This is a genomic window from Pseudomonas sp. Pf153, assembly GCF_001269775.1.
Classification (GTDB): Bacteria; Pseudomonadota; Gammaproteobacteria; order Pseudomonadales; family Pseudomonadaceae; genus Aquipseudomonas; species Aquipseudomonas uvaldensis.
Map to the genome: position 1 here is coordinate 205,172 of NZ_LHVL01000030.1, position 15,890 is coordinate 221,061.

16 protein-coding genes are annotated in these 15,890 nt (G+C 60.7%); 7 read left to right on the forward strand and 9 right to left on the reverse strand.

The genetic code is table 11. The features are described 5' to 3' along the window. Positions 1-245: 245 nt before the first annotated feature. Together AD666_RS22220 and AD666_RS22225 are read right to left on the reverse strand one after the other, a co-directional pair. On the reverse strand, positions 246-1,943 hold the full coding sequence (locus AD666_RS22220; RefSeq protein WP_053156859.1) for a cyclic peptide export ABC transporter: 1,698 nt from the start codon (positions 1,941-1,943) through the stop codon (positions 246-248). 34 nt (positions 1,944-1,977) lie between these two features. Continuing rightward, entirely contained in the window at positions 1,978-3,021 is a 1,044-nt protein-coding gene (locus tag AD666_RS22225) for a TauD/TfdA family dioxygenase (protein ID WP_053156862.1), read from the reverse strand. A 336-nt stretch (positions 3,022-3,357) separates the two neighbouring features. Between AD666_RS22225 and syrB1 the strand changes: the two genes are divergently transcribed. The 3 genes from syrB1 (at position 3,358) to syrC (ending at position 7,431) form a co-directional block, all read left to right on the forward strand. Further along, positions 3,358-5,205, forward strand: coding sequence for a syringomycin E biosynthesis L-threonine--[L-threonyl-carrier protein] ligase SyrB1 (gene syrB1, locus AD666_RS22230; RefSeq protein WP_053156865.1), 1,848 nt, complete (start codon positions 3,358-3,360; stop codon positions 5,203-5,205). A 17-nt stretch (positions 5,206-5,222) separates the two neighbouring features. Continuing rightward, entirely contained in the window at positions 5,223-6,158 is a 936-nt protein-coding gene (gene syrB2, locus AD666_RS22235; RefSeq protein ID WP_053156868.1) for a syringomycin E biosynthesis L-threonyl-[L-threonyl-carrier protein] 4-chlorinase SyrB2, read from the forward strand. A gap of 61 nt (positions 6,159-6,219) precedes the next feature. Further along, entirely contained in the window at positions 6,220-7,431 is a 1,212-nt protein-coding gene (syrC, locus tag AD666_RS22240) for a syringomycin E biosynthesis aminoacyltransferase SyrC (protein ID WP_053156872.1), read from the forward strand. Between the two features lie 54 nt (positions 7,432-7,485). Here syrC and AD666_RS22245 read toward each other — a convergent pair whose 3' ends face one another. From AD666_RS22245 to AD666_RS22260, 4 genes are all read right to left on the reverse strand, one after another. Continuing rightward, positions 7,486-7,845, reverse strand: coding sequence for a GFA family protein (locus AD666_RS22245; RefSeq protein WP_053156875.1), 360 nt, complete (start codon positions 7,843-7,845; stop codon positions 7,486-7,488). Positions 7,846-8,040: 195 nt separating this feature from the next. Then, a complete protein-coding gene (locus AD666_RS22250; RefSeq protein ID WP_053156878.1) occupies positions 8,041-8,295 on the reverse strand; it encodes a DUF2790 domain-containing protein in 255 nt (84 codons plus the stop codon). A 109-nt stretch (positions 8,296-8,404) separates the two neighbouring features. After that, entirely contained in the window at positions 8,405-8,875 is a 471-nt protein-coding gene (gene cynS, locus AD666_RS22255; protein ID WP_053156882.1) for a cyanase, read from the reverse strand. Between the two features lie 39 nt (positions 8,876-8,914). After that, positions 8,915-9,574 carry a carbonic anhydrase gene (locus AD666_RS22260; protein WP_053156884.1) on the reverse strand — a complete coding sequence of 220 codons (660 nt, stop codon included), beginning with the start codon at positions 9,572-9,574 and terminating at the stop codon, positions 8,915-8,917. 110 nt (positions 9,575-9,684) lie between these two features. Between AD666_RS22260 and cynR the strand changes: the two genes are divergently transcribed. The 4 genes from cynR to AD666_RS22280 all read left to right on the forward strand — a co-directional run bounded on the left by cynR (position 9,685) and on the right by AD666_RS22280 (position 12,544). Then, positions 9,685-10,572, forward strand: coding sequence for a transcriptional regulator CynR (gene cynR, locus AD666_RS22265; RefSeq protein ID WP_053156887.1), 888 nt, complete (start codon positions 9,685-9,687; stop codon positions 10,570-10,572). A gap of 129 nt (positions 10,573-10,701) precedes the next feature. Continuing rightward, complete coding sequence (locus AD666_RS22270; RefSeq protein WP_053156890.1) at positions 10,702-11,400, forward strand: AzlC family ABC transporter permease; 699 nt, start codon at positions 10,702-10,704, stop codon at positions 11,398-11,400. Beyond that, the gene (locus AD666_RS22275) at positions 11,397-11,708 is read left to right on the forward strand and encodes an AzlD domain-containing protein (protein ID WP_053156894.1); all 312 of its coding nucleotides are present in this window, start codon (positions 11,397-11,399) and stop codon (positions 11,706-11,708) included. Before AD666_RS22270 ends, AD666_RS22275 begins: the two co-directional genes overlap by 4 nt. An 8-nt stretch (positions 11,709-11,716) precedes the next feature. Further along, positions 11,717-12,544: an AraC family transcriptional regulator gene (locus tag AD666_RS22280; protein WP_053156897.1), complete on the forward strand. Its 828-nt coding sequence runs from the start codon at positions 11,717-11,719 to the stop codon at positions 12,542-12,544. A gap of 104 nt (positions 12,545-12,648) precedes the next feature. On the opposite strand, the gene AD666_RS22285 is transcribed toward AD666_RS22280, so the two are convergent. From AD666_RS22285 to AD666_RS22295, 3 genes are all read right to left on the reverse strand, one after another. Beyond that, on the reverse strand, positions 12,649-13,260 hold the full coding sequence (locus tag AD666_RS22285; protein ID WP_047700989.1) for an aspartyl/asparaginyl beta-hydroxylase domain-containing protein: 612 nt from the start codon (positions 13,258-13,260) through the stop codon (positions 12,649-12,651). Positions 13,261-13,416: 156 nt separating this feature from the next. Further along, the gene (locus AD666_RS22290) at positions 13,417-14,787 is read right to left on the reverse strand and encodes an MFS transporter (RefSeq protein ID WP_053156900.1); all 1,371 of its coding nucleotides are present in this window, start codon (positions 14,785-14,787) and stop codon (positions 13,417-13,419) included. Continuing rightward, entirely contained in the window at positions 14,784-15,788 is a 1,005-nt protein-coding gene (locus AD666_RS22295) for a cupin-like domain-containing protein (protein ID WP_053156903.1), read from the reverse strand. The genes AD666_RS22290 and AD666_RS22295 overlap by 4 nt, the downstream gene beginning before the upstream one ends. Positions 15,789-15,890 lie beyond the last annotated feature (102 nt).

The window sequence follows — 15,890 nt, forward strand, 5'->3', positions numbered from 1 at the left end:
GGTTGCGACAGCGACGTCCACAGCAAAGATAAATGTCATACGTTCCTTCTCAGAAATTTGTCAGTGCTGCCCGGACAAACAACCGGCGCAGTACGGGTCGAACGGGTGGATGGCGGATGCACAACATCGCCACCCGACGGCGGATCCGCGGTGTCGGGTGGGGTCAGGTCAGGCGCCTTTCAAAGGTTTGCGCAGGGCTCGTCGCGACAACATCGCCAGCCGGAGGACAATCCGGGGGCACTCATTCAGGCTCGCTTGTCGCGGATGGCGCAGTTGACATCGGAAACGATCTGCCCGTCCGCCAACTTGATGATGCGATCGGCCAGCTGGAAGTACTGATCATCATGGGTAATGATCAACACCGTCTTGCCGCGGCGCTTGAGCTCGGGCAGCAATTCCTCGTAGAAGAATTTCTTGAACGGCGGGTCCTGGTCGGCGGCCCATTCGTCGAGCACGTAGACCGGGCGGTCCTCCATATACGCGCACACCAGGGCCAGGCGTTTCTGCTGCCCATAGGACAATGCCTTCAGGGTGGAGTAACCGAGTCCTTCGATCTTGATCTTGTCGGCCAGCCCGAGGGTTTCCAGATACTTGCTCGCCAGGACCGGGTTGCCGTCCTCTTCGTCCGGACCGATCAAGCGATTGAACAAATGGAAGTCGGAGAACACCGCGGAAAACAGATCGCGGTAGTCACTGCGGCTTTCATCGGTGATGGCGACCCCATCAAGCAGCACCTCGCCACTTTGCGGGATGTAGAGCCCGCAGAGCACCTTGGCCAGGGTGCTTTTACCGCAGCCGTTGCCGCCGACGATGTAGATCAACTCGCCCGACTGCACCGTCAGGTCGATAGGGCCCAGGGAGAATCCGCTGTCGGCCTGCACGTCGTGATAATGCATCTGTACGCTTTTCAACTCGATGCTGTCCCAGGACTTCTTGTGCTCAAGCAGGTGTACTTTCGACGTTTCGGCCACGACGGGATCCGGGTGCGGATCGTTGATCGCAAAACCGAACTCGGCGAGACGGGTGCAGGCGACACGCCCCGCCGCCAGCACCGGCATCGCCCCCACCAGCAGCGAGAGAGGCCCCATGATGTAGAGCACCGCCAGCACGCTGGCCGTCATCACCTTCGGATCGACCGCACTGACCAGTGGCGCGGCAAACAACAGGCAACCAATCAGCAATGACAAGGTGAACTGGCCAACGTTGTCGGCGGCGGTGTACCACAGGCGCTCGACGAAGTTGTAGCGCGCCACCCGAGTCGAAGAGGCTTCGATGGCGGAGCGGCCGAACCAACGGCGACGGATGCCGTTGAGCTTCAGTTCCTTGAGGCCGAACACCAACGCATGGGTGTACTCGTTGAATGCGGTGAACTCGTCCCGCACCCGGTTGGTGGACCTGACGCCGCTGGCGAAGAAGAACAGGTAAAGACCCACCCCCAGGATCATCAGCGAAACCGTCAAGGCCAGGACCACCCATGACAGGTACGCCAGGTAAGCGATGCCGAACAGGAACACCGTCATTTCCACCAGTACCGTGGGCATCACCACCAGTGTCGTATTCAGTTGCGGGATGTCATTGGTCAGCATGGTCAGCACGTTGGGAGGGCCACGCCGGTCCACCTCTTCAAGCGGCGTTGCGAGGATCTTGCGGCACAGCGCGATACGCAACCGCGTCATGATCCGCATGCTCGCGTAAGCCGGGAACAACGCCGCGCCGTTACGCAGAATCAGCGCCGTCGCGCTGAGACCGACGAACCAGTACAAGGCCTCCAGGCGTGGCCCATCGTTATGGATCGCCTGGTTGATCACACTCACCACCGCGATGGACGCGACCCCGCTGATGACACCGCAAATCAAGGTGAAGAGCGTCAGCCAGGGATGGTTGCGCCACAGCAGGCGCATGACCGAACCCGGCCGGGTTTTCTTCGCTTTCTGGTCTTTCATGGGTTGCTGTCCTCGAATGGAGTCACGCGATGGCTCACGCCGGTTGCCAGACGTCGCCCCTGGCGGTCATCTCGCCCATGGCCACGACGATCAACCGTGGCTCTTCGTACGGATCCCGTGCATGGGCTGCCAACATGTTGTCGAGCATCACGACATCGCCCTTGCGCCAGGCGAAACGGACGGCGCAGGCCTCGTAGATGTCGCCGACCAGCGCCATGACGTCGTCCTCGATGGGCGTGCCATCGCCATAACTGACCATGCGCGGCAGCCGGTCGGCGCCGAACATGTCGAGCAGGTCCTCGCGCATCTCTTCGCCAAGGCAGAACGGATGGTGCAGCTGTACCTGGTTGAAAAACGCCGGTTCGCCGGTCACGGGATGACGGATCACCGCCGGACAGAGGGTACGGACCTGGAGCGTGTCGTGGTCGAGCCATTCGAAATCGGTGCCCTGCTCCCGGCAACGCTGTTCGACGGCTGCGCGGTCAGTGGTGCCGAAGAACGACTCCCAGCTCGGCTCGACCCCGGCCGTGAACGTGCGGCTGTACATCAGCCCTTTTTGTTCGAAGCGTGCCACCACCTCGGCCGGCAAACGCTGCAGCACCTGTCGAATGTCAGCCAGTGGCGTGGCGCCCCCCACCCGCGAAGGCTGCTCGCAGTAAAACCACTGCTTGCGCGGCCAGCTTTCCAGGTGCGAGCTCTCGTTGTGGTACAGGATCATTTCCCGTTCGGGATAAGGCGTGGAGCGATAGACGTTGCGTCCGCCCTCCTTCTTCGGCAAGTCACCGTAGCTGCCATGCAGTCCCGGCGACAGCGCCTCGGCGAACGCTTCGAAGGCAGTTACCGAGGCGAGGTCGAAACCGCGAAACAGCACCGCACCATGACGACACAGCAACGCCTCGATGGCCTCGCGATGACGACCGGCCCACGCCGACGGATCCAGCCCGGGGTCGACAGGTTCGATGACCACCGGCAGATTCGATCCGTCGGCAAGCAGCGACAGCCTGACCGCCCCGTCGAAGTCCGCATCGAGCAACGATTCGTCGCTCGTGGTGGACGCAGTGTTTGTGTGAAGACTCATGAATGACTCCTGAACCACGGACCCCTCGGATCCACGTCGTATGGGGCAAAACCTATACGCCCCGCTGTCGGGCAAGGATAAAAACATTGATCCGGCGGGATGTCTGGCACCGCAAACCGGGACAGACCCGACGCACCTTGGCGCTGCGTTCCGCCCAAAGCGATTTGTCCCCATTTCCCGCGACAGACGCCGGCACGGACTCGGTGCTGAAATGCGGCAGCTGCGAATCGCACAGGCGCATCAAACGATCCCGTGGGCCGCAGTGACGTCTCGAGTGCAACGGTTTTCGCAAACGCGCAAATACGCTGCACCTGGCAATTAACAGGAGCGTTAGTCATGCCGATTAAGAACACTGGCGGATCGGTCTACCCCGCGCCAGCCCCCCTCACGCCCGGTGCATTCCTGCATGAAATCTTCACCGCCCGGGCCCGTGAGTTTCCCGAGCGAACGGCGGTTTCAGACGCCACGCGTTCGTTGAGTTATGCGCAACTCGATGCGGCTTCGTCGCAGTTGGCCGCCCGTCTTCGCCAGGAAGGCGTCAAGGACGGCATGCTGGTCGGGATGTGCCTGGCGCGCAGCGTCGATCTGGTCATCAGCCTGCTGGGCATCCTCAAGGCCGGCGGCGCTTACGTCCCGGTCGATCCCCAGTACCCCGGCAAGCGCGTCGAACACATCGTGCGCGACAGCGGCATGAGCCTGCTGATCGGTGAGCTCGCCGACCTGCCCCGGTCTCCGTCCCTGCGTGTCCTGTCGCTCGCCGACCTGCTGGCCGGCCCAACCCTGGAACCTTTGAGCGACGTGGACCGCCGCAACCCCGACAGCTCGGTGGCCTACGTGATCTATACCTCCGGCTCCACCGGTGAACCCAAGGGTGTACTGGTGGCCCACGGCAACGTCAGCCGCCTGCTGGAAAGCACCCAACGTGAATACGCTTTCAACGAGCAGGACGTCTGGTCGATGTTCCACTCCATCGGCTTCGACTTCTCGGTGTGGGAAATCTGGGGCGCCCTGGCCCATGGCGGTCACGTTGCCGTGGTGCCTTACGACGTGTCCCGTTCGCCAGCGGCCATGCGCCAATGGCTCGTCGACCAGGGCGTAACCGTCCTGAGCCAGACCCCTTCGGCCTTCCGTGGCCTCGACGAAGCCGACCGTCAGCCCGGCGCACCGTTGGCGCTACGCTACGTGGTGTTCGGCGGCGAGGCGCTGCCGGCCACGGTGTTGCGTCCCTGGGTGGAACGTCATGGCGACCAGAAGCCTGCGCTGATCAACATGTACGGCATCACCGAGGCCACCGTCCACACCACGTTCAAGCGCGTGCTGGGCCAGGACCTCGAAAGCGCCGCCATGGTGTCCATCGGTGCGCCCCTGGATGGCTGGCACCTGAACCTGCTCGACGCCGACCGGCAACCCGTGCCCCAGGGCACCGCCGGGGAGCTGTACATCGAAGGCGCCGGTGTCGCACTGGGCTACCTGAACCGTCCGGCCTTGAACGCCGAGCGTTTCGTGCAATTGCCTGATCGTCCAGGTCGCGCCTATCGCACCGGAGACCTGGTGGTATTGGGCGATGATGGTGAATACCGTTACGCTGGCCGTTGCGATGAGCAACTGAAGATCCGCGGTTTCCGCATCGAGCCGGGCGAAGTCGAAGCCTGCCTGCAAACCAGCCCGGCCGTGGCAGCCGCCCACGTCGCCGGTCATGATTACGGTAATGGCGACTGGCGCCTGGTCACCTATGTGGTGCCAACCCAGGGCGTACAGGCCTGGACCGAACAGACCCGCAGCGAAGTCGCCGCCCTGGTGGCCGCCAGCCTGCCGGACTATATGCGCCCCTCGGCCTACATTCCCCTGGCGCAACTGCCGGTGACCGCCCACGGCAAGATCGACAAGCAACGCCTGCCCTCCCCCGACTCGGTCGCCGCCACCGTGCAGCACGCAGACGAAGCGGGCCTCACCGAACAGGAGCAGTTCGTGCTCAAGGTCTGGTCCCAGGACCTTGGCCTGAAGAACATCGGCTTGAACGATGACTTCTTCGACTTCGGCGGTACCTCCCTGGCCCTGATCCGCTCCCTGAGCACCTTCAAGGCCCACTACCAGGTCAACCTGGACCCGGGTGTGCTGGCTAACGGCGCGACCGCCAAGGTGTTGGCCGATTGCATCCAGCGCTCCCTTGTCCAAGCCCATTGACTGAAAAGGAAAAGCCCATGAGCAAGAAATTCGCCCTGACCCCCGAAGAACGCGCGTCCTTCGAGAAGAACGGTTTTATCGGACCTTTCGACGCCTATTCGCCAGAAGAAATGAAGGAAGCCTGGAAACGTACCCGCCTGCGCCTGCTCGACCGTAGCGCTGCCGCCTACCAGGATCTGGATGCGATTTCCGCCGGCACCAACATCGCCAACTACGATCGCCACCTGGATGACGATTTCCTCGCCAGCCACATCTGCCGTCCTGAAATCTGCGACCGCGTCGAAAGCATCCTCGGCCCGGATGTGCTGTGCTGGCGCACCGAGTTCTTCCCCAAATACCCGGGCGACGAAGGCACCGACTGGCACCAGGCCGATACCTTCGCCAACGCCTCGGGCAAGCCGCAGATCCTCTGGCCGGAGAACGAGGATTTCGGCGGTACCATTACCGTCTGGACCGCCTTTACCGACGCCAACATCGCCAATGGCTGCCTGCAATTCATCCCCGGCACCCAGAACAGCATGAACTACGATGAAACCAAGCGCATGGCCTACGATCCCGATGCCAACAACAGTTCGGTGGTCAAGGATGGGGTACGCCGCGGGTTTTTCGGCTACGACTATCGCCAGCTGCAGATCGACGAGAACTTCAAGCCCGACGAATCCGCCGCCGTGCCCATGCAGATGAAGGCCGGCCAGTTCATCATTTTCTGGTCGACACTGATGCACGCCTCCTACCCCCATAGCGGTGAGACCCAGGACATGCGCATGGGCTTTGCGTCCCGTTACGTTCCGTCCTTCGTGAAGATCTACCCGGACTCCGATCACATCGAGGAGTACGGCGGTCGCATCAGCCTTGAGAAATACGGCGCGGTCCAGGTGATCGGCGACCAGACCCCGTCCTACAACCGCCTGGTCACCCACACCACCCGAGGCAAGAAATTCGAAGCGGTCTGATTTTTTCAGTGCCATACGACAGTTGGCATGAGCAACGTGCCTGACAGGAGTCCCCCAATCCATGACTATTTCCACCGACGCAGCCACGCGCCTGTGCGAGACCGTGAGGATGCTTAGGCACCTTGCCATCCATCTGCCCGATCCCATTTGCCTGAGCTTCCTCGCTCGGGCAAATGAACCGTCACCTGACCAGGCCTCACCCAGCGTGAGAGCCACGGAACGGGCGGTCAGCGCCGCCTTCGCACGCATCGGCGTCAAAGCCGTGCAATACGTGCATGATGGCGAGGCGCAGCTGTCGTCCTTCGAGATGTTTATCAGCAAGAAAATCTGCCAGGCGCTGGATTATTCCTACGACCACTTCGACGAGTTCGACAGTGTCAGGGACTTCGGGCGCCTGGTCAGACACTACGATTTCAGTGGTGCGGTGCCAGAGGTTGAAACCGTGCACCTCATCACCCGAGACAACGTCGCGTTGTCGGTCCATGCCAGTATCGACCGGCAGCGCCCGGCCATTGTCCTGGCCCTGCCCTGCGGCATGCCTTTCGATCTGTGCCGCGACTGGTTCAATGCACTGAGCGAGCGGTTCTTCGTGGTCACTTGGGAAACCCGGGGGCTGTTCGGGTCTTGCACCTCGTTCGATCAACTGTCGGTGGACACCGACGCTCAGGTCGGCGACCTGATCAACGTGATGAACCACTTCGGACTGTCCAGCGCGCATCTGATGGGTATCTGCGGTGGCGCGGTGATCGCGTTGAGCGCCGCCGCCATCCACCCCGAGCGGGTGAATTCCCTGAGCCTGTGGCACGGCGATTACAACCTGGGCGACAACAGCCTGCGCACCGCTCACCAGCAGAATTTCGAATGGCTGATGGAGTCGGCCGCCGTCGACCGAAACGAGGCCAGCGACCTGCAAGCGTTGTTCCTGGACCAGGCGACACTGGCGACCATCCCGGACTCGATTGCCCATGCAGCGCTCTACCCCTACGTCAACGAGGAGCTGTTCTACCGTTATGCGCGGCTCAACGATGCGTTGAACAAGACCGAGCTGCAATCCAAGCTGGAACGCATTACCGTACCGACGCTGGTGGTGGCCGGTGATGCCGATGAAACCACCCACATCGGCGGCTCCCAACGCATTGCCGAGTCCATCAGCGACGCCCTGCTGCATGTGGAGAGCAATGGCAGTCACCTGGCATTTTTCGAATCGACCCACCGTTCGAAACAGACCGCGTTCCAATTCCTTGAGTCGACGCTGGAGTCAGTGGCTGTCTGAGGCTGGGGCTTGAAACCTGGGGTGTCGACCCTTGAAGTCGGCACTCCATCTCGCTCAAGGTGGGCTGATCAAGCTTCGACTCTTGCCATCGACACGACGCAATGGCAGCGCCTGGTAATCCAATCCATCGATACAGCACGCATTGACGCTGAGAATCTCAGGATTACTGCGACGTCGATGGTAGACATAGATACCGCACGTACCGCAAAAGTAATGCTGGGCCACGCCGCTGTTCCAGCGATACAGACGTAATGCGTCCTGACCACGGGTAATGCAAAAATGCTCCCGTGGCACCGTAGCCATCAACGCATTGCGCTTGCTGCACAGCGAACAGTCGCAACTGATCAGCTCTTCAAGTTCGGCCTCAAAAGCGAAGCCAACCGCTCCACAGTGACAGGCGCCCGTGTAGTTCATCGTGGGTATGTCTCCATTGTCGTGAGTTCGCCGTCTCATCGTAGTGGATTGTCCACCGCGCTATTCTCACCTGAGCATGATGACCAGCTTAACGCTTACTCCCACAACCGGGCCCTGGGGAACGAACGCCCGCGTGCGGGTAGTTCCCGCCCCTGATGCCACCACTGGGCATCAGGCAGATGTGTCGATGCTGGATCAGTTCGTGCAGCCATTCCCCATAACGTGATACTCCATGATGTGCCGGTCGCCCTTGGAATCATCATAAGTCATCTGTATCGGCACTACAGCGCAGACATCGGTTATCTGTGTAATCGCCACAACGTGGGCGATATCCAGGTTCTGAGAATACCGATAGGGCTCGACTGTAATCCGTGCGGTCTTAGTCGCCTGCTCATCGGCCATAGCGACAGAACCAAAGCAGCCCAGGAATAAAACGAGTAACAGTTTCATAGCAATCACCTTATCGTGGACGTGAAAGAGCCAAAGCACGTGAGCGGTGCTCAGCCGTAATAAAAGTCGGGGGTAGCCCGGTCGCCGTCAGACGCCGGGCTGAGTTACATCAGAAAGGCTTGGTAGGCAGATACTTGCCATCCAGCGTGATGACAGCGCGGTGGCCGCCATCCGGATCTTCGACTTTCTTGATGTCCAGCTTGAAGTTGATGGCGCTGATGATGCCGTCGCCGAACTTTTCGTGAACCAGCGCTTTGAGGGTCGTGCCGTATACCGACATCATTTCGTAGAAACGGTAGATAGTCGGGTCGGACGGTACGCCGTCAAAAAAGCTGCCGCGAATTGGCATCGTTTGCAGCAAAGCGATTTGGTCAGCATCAAGGTCGAGCTTCCTGCCCACGACATTTGCGGCGTCATATGGCAATGGGTGCTGGCCAAGCAGGGCTGCTGTCACGAAAGCTTCGGACAGGCCGGTGCCTTCAACAATCTCGGCGAATGAGAGGTCTTTGCGAGACTTGGCCAAAATGATGGTCTCGGTCAGTTCCTGGCGAGCGGTGCGGGTAGCTTGGGTCTGGATCACGATGAATCTCCTGATTAGTAAAAGGTGCCTGTAGAGGTTTCAGGCGACGTGCCTGGGTTGTTGGGAAACAGCGTAAACATCGGGGTTCTCTGCGAGGGACACGAAGGCCCCGGTGCTGCCATCGAAGGCGTCGATACGCCCGCTTCCGATGTCATAGATCCAGCCATGCAGGGTCACGCGGCCCTCTTCAAGAGCCAGGCGAACGGATGGGTGTGTCTGGATATTGGTCAGTTGCGCGATGACGTTTTCGCGCACCATGGAAGCGACTTTGGTTGGCTGATCCGGGTGTTTGCGAGCTTCGTTAACAACCTTGGCGGAGTCCGCGAACCGCAACCAGCCGGCCACGGCGGGCATGTGGTCCAGGCACTTGCAGGTGGCGATGGCGGTCATCGCGCCGCAATCGGAGTGGCCGCAAATCACTATGTCCGCGACGCCGAGTCCGGCGACCGCATATTCGACGGAGGCCGAAACCCCGCCCGGCTCCGGGCCATAGGAAGGCACGATATTGCCGGCGTTGCGGATGACAAACAGATCGCCAGGCTCGCGCTGGGTGACCAGCTCAGGTACCAGTCGGCTGTCAGAACAAGAGATGAACAGTGCTTTTGGGCTCTGCTGGTTGGCCAGGTCCTTGAACAGTTTGACCCGCTCAGGGAAGGCGTTTTGTTGGAATTTCAGAAAACCGTCGATGATCGCTTTCATGGTTGCTGTCTCAGCGTCGCTGGGTGTGAGACAAAGATTAAGCAACGCATTACATAAGATAAAAGTCTCATTTATTATGCTGTAGATCAGATTATCTTATGAGTTAAGCCATGCTCGCTCGACACATTCAGTATTTCCTTGCGGTCGCGGAACACCTCAGCTTCACGAAGGCGGCTGCGGCGCTGCACGTATCTCAGCCAGCCCTTTCGCAGCAGGTAAAACAGCTGGAAGAGAGCCTTGGAGCCCAGTTATTCGACCGCTCAGGACGCACAACGCGTTTGACTGATGCCGGAGATGTCTATCTTCTCCATGCGCGTCGTGCCTATCAGCAATTACGGGAAGCCAAAAGCGCCATCCATGACGTGAGCGACCTCAGCCGTGGCTCATTACGCGTAGCCGTGACACCGACGTTCACGACCTATCTGGTTGGGCCGCTGATCGAGGCATTCCACAGCCGGTACCCCAAAATCACCCTCAACCTGAAAGAGATCTCCCAGGAGCGCATCGAGGAGCTGCTTTTGGCAGGCGAACTGGACTTGGGGATCGCGTTCGATGAAATAAATACGCGGGATATCGAGGCCGTCCCCTTGCTGAAAGAAACCCTGGCTTTAGTGGTGAACCGCAAGCACCGCCTGGCCGAGGAACGTTCCATTGGATTGCAGGACCTGAGTGCCGAGTCTCTGGTCCTGCTCAGTACAGAGTTTGCCACTCGCGAACAAATCGACCGTTACTGCCGCATACACGAGATTCGCCCCCAAGTGCTGATGGAGGCCAATGCGCTCGGCGCAGTGATCGAAATCGTTCGTCGGACGAATCTGTCGACGTTATTGCCTGCCAAAATCGCGTTGTCCCATGATGATCTGGTGGCAATTACCCTGGAGCCAGAACGCTTGCAGCGAACCGCCGTTCTAATGCGGCGAAAGGACGCCTTTCTGAGCGCGGCGGTGCGGGTTTTCATTGAGCTGGCTAAAGAAGTCTCCAGCGATCTTGATGAGTGAGGCTGTGCGCGACTTCGCTGAGGATTGCGCGCCCAACCACCCAACGCCCCCAAACAGCAAGATCGTTCAATACGGCAGCCGCACAATCCAAGATGCTGAAACCCCGTTCATCATCGATGTGCACCGCTCATGGATTCCACCCTTTCACCTTATCAAGCCTTCTGCAAAGGCTCGATGGCTGTGATTCCATTGTCCCTGGCCTGTGCGCCCTGGGGCTTGCTGGTTGGCTCATTGGCGATCGATGCCCAGATGACGCCTCTGGAAAGCCAAGGCTTCTCGGCCATCGTTTTTGCCGGTGCCGCCCAGCTCGTCGCCATTGGCATGATCAAGACAGGGGCCAGCCTGTCCTCGATTCTTGTGACGACCCTTCTTTTGACGTCGCAGCACCTGCTTTACGGTTTGCACATGCGCGCCACCCTGTCCTCGCTGTCTTCGCGATGGAGAATAGGCCTCGGCTTCCTTCTGACCGACGAGTTTTTCGCACTGAACAGCCGGTATGATCAAAAGACGTTCAGCCGTTGGTTTGCGCTGGGGGTCGGCCTCAGCTTTTACCTGGCGTGGAATCTGTTCACCCTGGCAGGGATCCTGTTGGGCAAGCGCATTCCGAACCTTGAGTCGCTCGGGTTGGAGTTTTCCATCGCTGCAACCTTCATCGCGTTGGTCACCCCTGCGGTGAAATCGGTCCCGACGACAGTGTGCGTGCTCGTATCCCTTACCTGCTCGGTGCTGCTCAGTTATTGGCATTGGGAGTCTGCGCTGGTGGTGTCGGGGTTGGCTGGCATGACGGCGGGTTTCGTCTGCAAGCGGTTACTGGAGGGGCGCTCATGATCCTCGCCGTTATCGCTGGGATGGGGGTGATTGTCTTCCTCAACCGCTACCTGTTTCTGGAGCCACGCTTACCGTTTAGACTGGGCCATGGCATCCGGGATTTCCTTTCCTTCGCGGTGCCAGGGATGCTGACGGCGATCTGCGGGCCCATCATTTTCCTGCCAGGCCATACGCTGAGCCTGAGCGTCTTGAACCCGTATTTGCTGGGTGGGCTCTGCACCATGGTTCTCATGCTCTGGACGGGACGGGTACTGACGAGCGTCCTGATCAGCATGGGCTGTTTCTACCTGTTCAGGTCAATGCTCTGAGGTGAACCGTGGCCAGCAAGATTGAAAACACGCGTTTCTGGCAAGCCTCAAGCCTGGGCGGCGTGGAGTTGCTGCACGCTCAATACTACCAGCAGCGCTTCACCCCTCACGTTCACGACAGTTTTGTCATCTCGGTCATCGAGTCGGGGGCGCAGCGGTTTCGGCATCGAGGCAGTGAACACGTTGCCCCCATCGGTTCCGTGGTCCTGATCAATCCGGACGAGCTGCATACCGGTGCCACCGCCCACCATGAGGGATGGCGCTACCGAGGTTTTTACCCCACCTTGACGCAGCTTGCCGAGGTCATGGCTGAGCTGGAGATACGCTTCAACGGCTCTCCCCGCTTTATCAGCAGCGTCGTGACCGACTCACAAGTGGCGCGTGCGTTCAGTAACGTTCATTCGTTTGCAGAACATGAGGCCTCGGCATTGCTGCAGCAAACCGCCTGGAGGGAAGCCGCGCTGATGCTGTTCCAGCGGCATGCCGGGATCGGTCCGGTCGCTACGCCCGGGAAGGAGCCTGTAGCGGTGCGCAGAGCCAGGGAAATACTGCTTGAGCGCCTGGCGTTTCCCCCTTCGCTTGAGGAGCTTGCCTCTGGCGTCGGTCTGTCTCCTTTTCACTTTGCCCGGGTGTTTCGCAAAGCGACCGGCCTGCCTCCCCATAGCTGGGTCACGCAAAAGCGCCTGGCGTGTGCGCAAGTGTTGTTGAAGCAAGGCATTGCGCCATCAAGGGTTGCCGCGGAACTCGGCTTTGCTGATCAAAGCCATCTCACCAGGCAGTTCAAACAGGCTTTTGGCATAGGACCGGGTGCTTACCGGTCTGCCATGATGAGGTAATGCAGGGACGACGTTCCCATTTCAACGGAAAGCCTGCTCGCGATGACGTCGGCTGACACTCACCTTCCACGAGCAGACTTGCACCCGCCCAACCAAGTGGGCCCTCATGCCGCCATGTGCTTCTCGCGATAGAACTCAAGATAAAGCACGGTACGGTGAGCCCGGGAAGCATTGACGGCAAAGTGGTCGAGAGAGCCGTCGAAGATCACCAAGTTGCCGTTGGTGCTCTGGTTGAAGCTGCCATTGACATTGAGGTAGGCGTAGTTCTGAGTGGTCGGTGCATCGATGGTCAGCTGCATGTGCAACAGACCTTCCTCCCAAGTGCCGGTATGGGAGTGGGTACCGAGGAAGACGTTGGGCTCCATGCGCAGCAAGGCGCAGAGCTTGATTCCCGGAATCTTGCTTAACAGGTCGATGGTCCCGGGCATGGCGGCACGTGCATAGGGAATCGGCGTGTCATAGGCGACCAGGCCATATTGAGTCCACTCCGGCATGACGTCCATGTCATCCCCCCAGCCCCAGAGCCAGCCATATTCGCCGCCGGCCTCCATGTGCGCGGTGACTTCATCGACGATTTCGGTGATCGACTTGCCCACGCGGTTGATGGTCAGGGTCGGTGCGTCGAGGGCCAGGAATTCTTCACGGATCACCTCCCAGTTATCGGCAAGGTTCTTCAGGTGCGGAAAACGGCTGGAATCATAAAACGACGGGCGCATAGGTGCTCCTTTTCTGGGTGAGGGTTGTCGATTCCGATGAGGTGGCGATACCGTCCTGTCCGTCCGGAAACGGGCGGCAGAAGCGTCTGCAAAGGTTGACCCACCGGGCCTGGCCTGTCTGTCACGGGAATCCGGTACAGCACGCCAGGCCAGGCATTACAGGGGCTCGACCTGGGGGTTGGCGGCCACTGAGACGACGGTCCCGTGGGTCGGCGATTCGTCCAGGCGCCGCATCGGCCCGTAGAGCAGGACACTCAAGGGCAGCAGCGCGAACAACGCGCCGGCTACCACGAATAGCAGGCCGACGCCACGCCCCGGCCCTACGCCGAGCCAACGTCCGATCGAATCGGCATACAGGCCACCCGGCATCAGCGCCGGCTGGAACCAATGGTCAACCAGGAAGCCACCGACGATGACAGACAGGCTGGTACCCGCGATGGTCAACATGCTGATCAAGGCAAAGACACTGGCGCGGCTGCCAGCGGGAATCCGACGCATCCACAGCGAGTTCACGCTGGCATCGGCGATGCTCGCCATGGTGATCGCGATGAAAGCCAGAGCACAGTAGGCAACAGCGTGCGAGACCACGCCCAAGGCGATGACGCACCCGGCCAGGAGCAGATCGGCCCCCGCCACCAGCGCCATCAATCGCCTGGGATTGCCCATGGAAATCAGCAACCCCGCCCCGGCCAGGCCACCCAGGGCGGCCCAGGTATAGGCCATCCCCAGGGTCTGGCTGCCCAAGGTCGACAGCAGCAATGGCGTCATCATCAAGGTCGCCAGGGCCAACACCGCGCCGCGCATCATGGTGTACACCAACAGCCCGGCCATCAGCCGCTCGGCGGCGAAGAACCTCAGTGCTGCGGCGATATTGCCCAGGGCGCCTCCAAACACACTGCCTTTGGCGGCGCTGTCGTGATGGACCGAAGCCACCCGCGCGTGGGAGAACGCCTTGATGACCAGCAACGTGCCGGAGCAGAACGTCAGCAGGTCCACCGCCAGGATCGTCACCAGCCCCGCCTTCGCCATGATCGCCCCCGCCAGCAGCGGCGCCACCAGGGCCGAGGCGTTCTTGCTGATGCTGACCAGGCCGGAGGCCCGGGTGAATTTGTCGGGAGCGACGATCGTGCTCACGGCAGCCTGGTACGCCGGCTTGCGGAAGGCCCCGACGATCGAGGCCAGGCAGTTGAAGACATACAGATGCAAAGGCTCCAGGCGCTCGTACCACAGCAACGCCATGACCCCCAGCAGCAACACGGCCAGGCTCACGTCGCAGCAGACAATGATGACCCGGTGGCTGATCCGGTCGGCCAGCCCTCCCGCCAGCGGCAGGAACAACACCGCCGGCAACGTCGCCGCCAGCACCACGTTGGCGAACGCCACCGCCGAGCCGGTGTGGGTATACACCCACACACCCAACGCGAACTCCATCAGTGCCGTGCCTACTACGGCCAACGACTCGCCGCACCAGAGGAAATAAAACCCCCGCCCCAGATCGAATCCCCGACGGCCATCCACCAGGCTCATGTGCGCACGTCGCGCGGCGTGGCGACACCGATCAGCTTGCTCATCAGCCGATAGGCCAGGGAATACACCACCGCACCGAAGACCAGGGGCGCGTATCGGGAGAACAGATAGGTGCGCAACACCCGCCGAGCGATGGGCGAGCTGATGTCGCCACTGACGTGCAGGGGCGTCGGGAACGTCGCTGCGACCGTGGCGCCGAACGCGTCGTCCATCGACTGCACCGCATGCCACCAGTAGACCGGGATGTACAGCGCATCGCCCGGCTCCACCACCGTGCGCAGGGCATGCAGATCGCGCGTACCGGGAAACCGCCCGGTGTCGATGTCATACAGGTAGCCCGCCTCTTCGATCACCGGCCGCAGCGCCCGCCAACTGGTCTCGTCCGGCGGCAGCAGCAAGACCTCCTTGGCCCCCACCACCTGAGCCATGAACGTCTCGTCGGTCACGTGAAAGTGCCAATCGGTGTAGGAGTTGCGGTACAGGAAACTGCGATGGGACGGATAGGCCCGGGACTTGCCCAACTGCGGCATGAACGGCAAGCCGCCCACGTCCTCTTTCATCGGCTCGATGGCCGAGCCCTCGGAGAAGCGACAGCTGTCGGCCACCAGCGGCCCATCGCCTTCGCACAGGTTGTCGAGAAATTCGTGGAACGGCATTTCCCGATAGACCGTATTGGCGTACTCGGTCAGCTCGGCCTTGACCTTTGGATTGGACCAGCCAATGACCTCGGAGACGATTTGCGAACGGACCACCACCGCCTGGTTGCGCGAGTGAGCCTTGAGGTAGTCCAGGCGATTCCACTTGTGAAACGCCGGCCAGTGCCGCACCGCATTCTTGATCAGGCAGGGGCGGTTGCGATTGACGTAGCGGCGGGTGAAATCCTCCTTGGAAATCGCCAGCGCATCGATCACTTCGACCGCGCCTGCATGGGGATGATTGGGAAAACGGGACAGGCTCCAGAACTTGGATACCGGGCGATCCGATTCGGCGATCAGTGGCATTTCAGACCCTCGCAAGCACACTCAGGGTCGTTGGTATAACAGAGTCGCATGACCACGCCCAAGCGCCGCAAAGCCCGGTTTCCCGCCGTTGTCCCTGCTTCC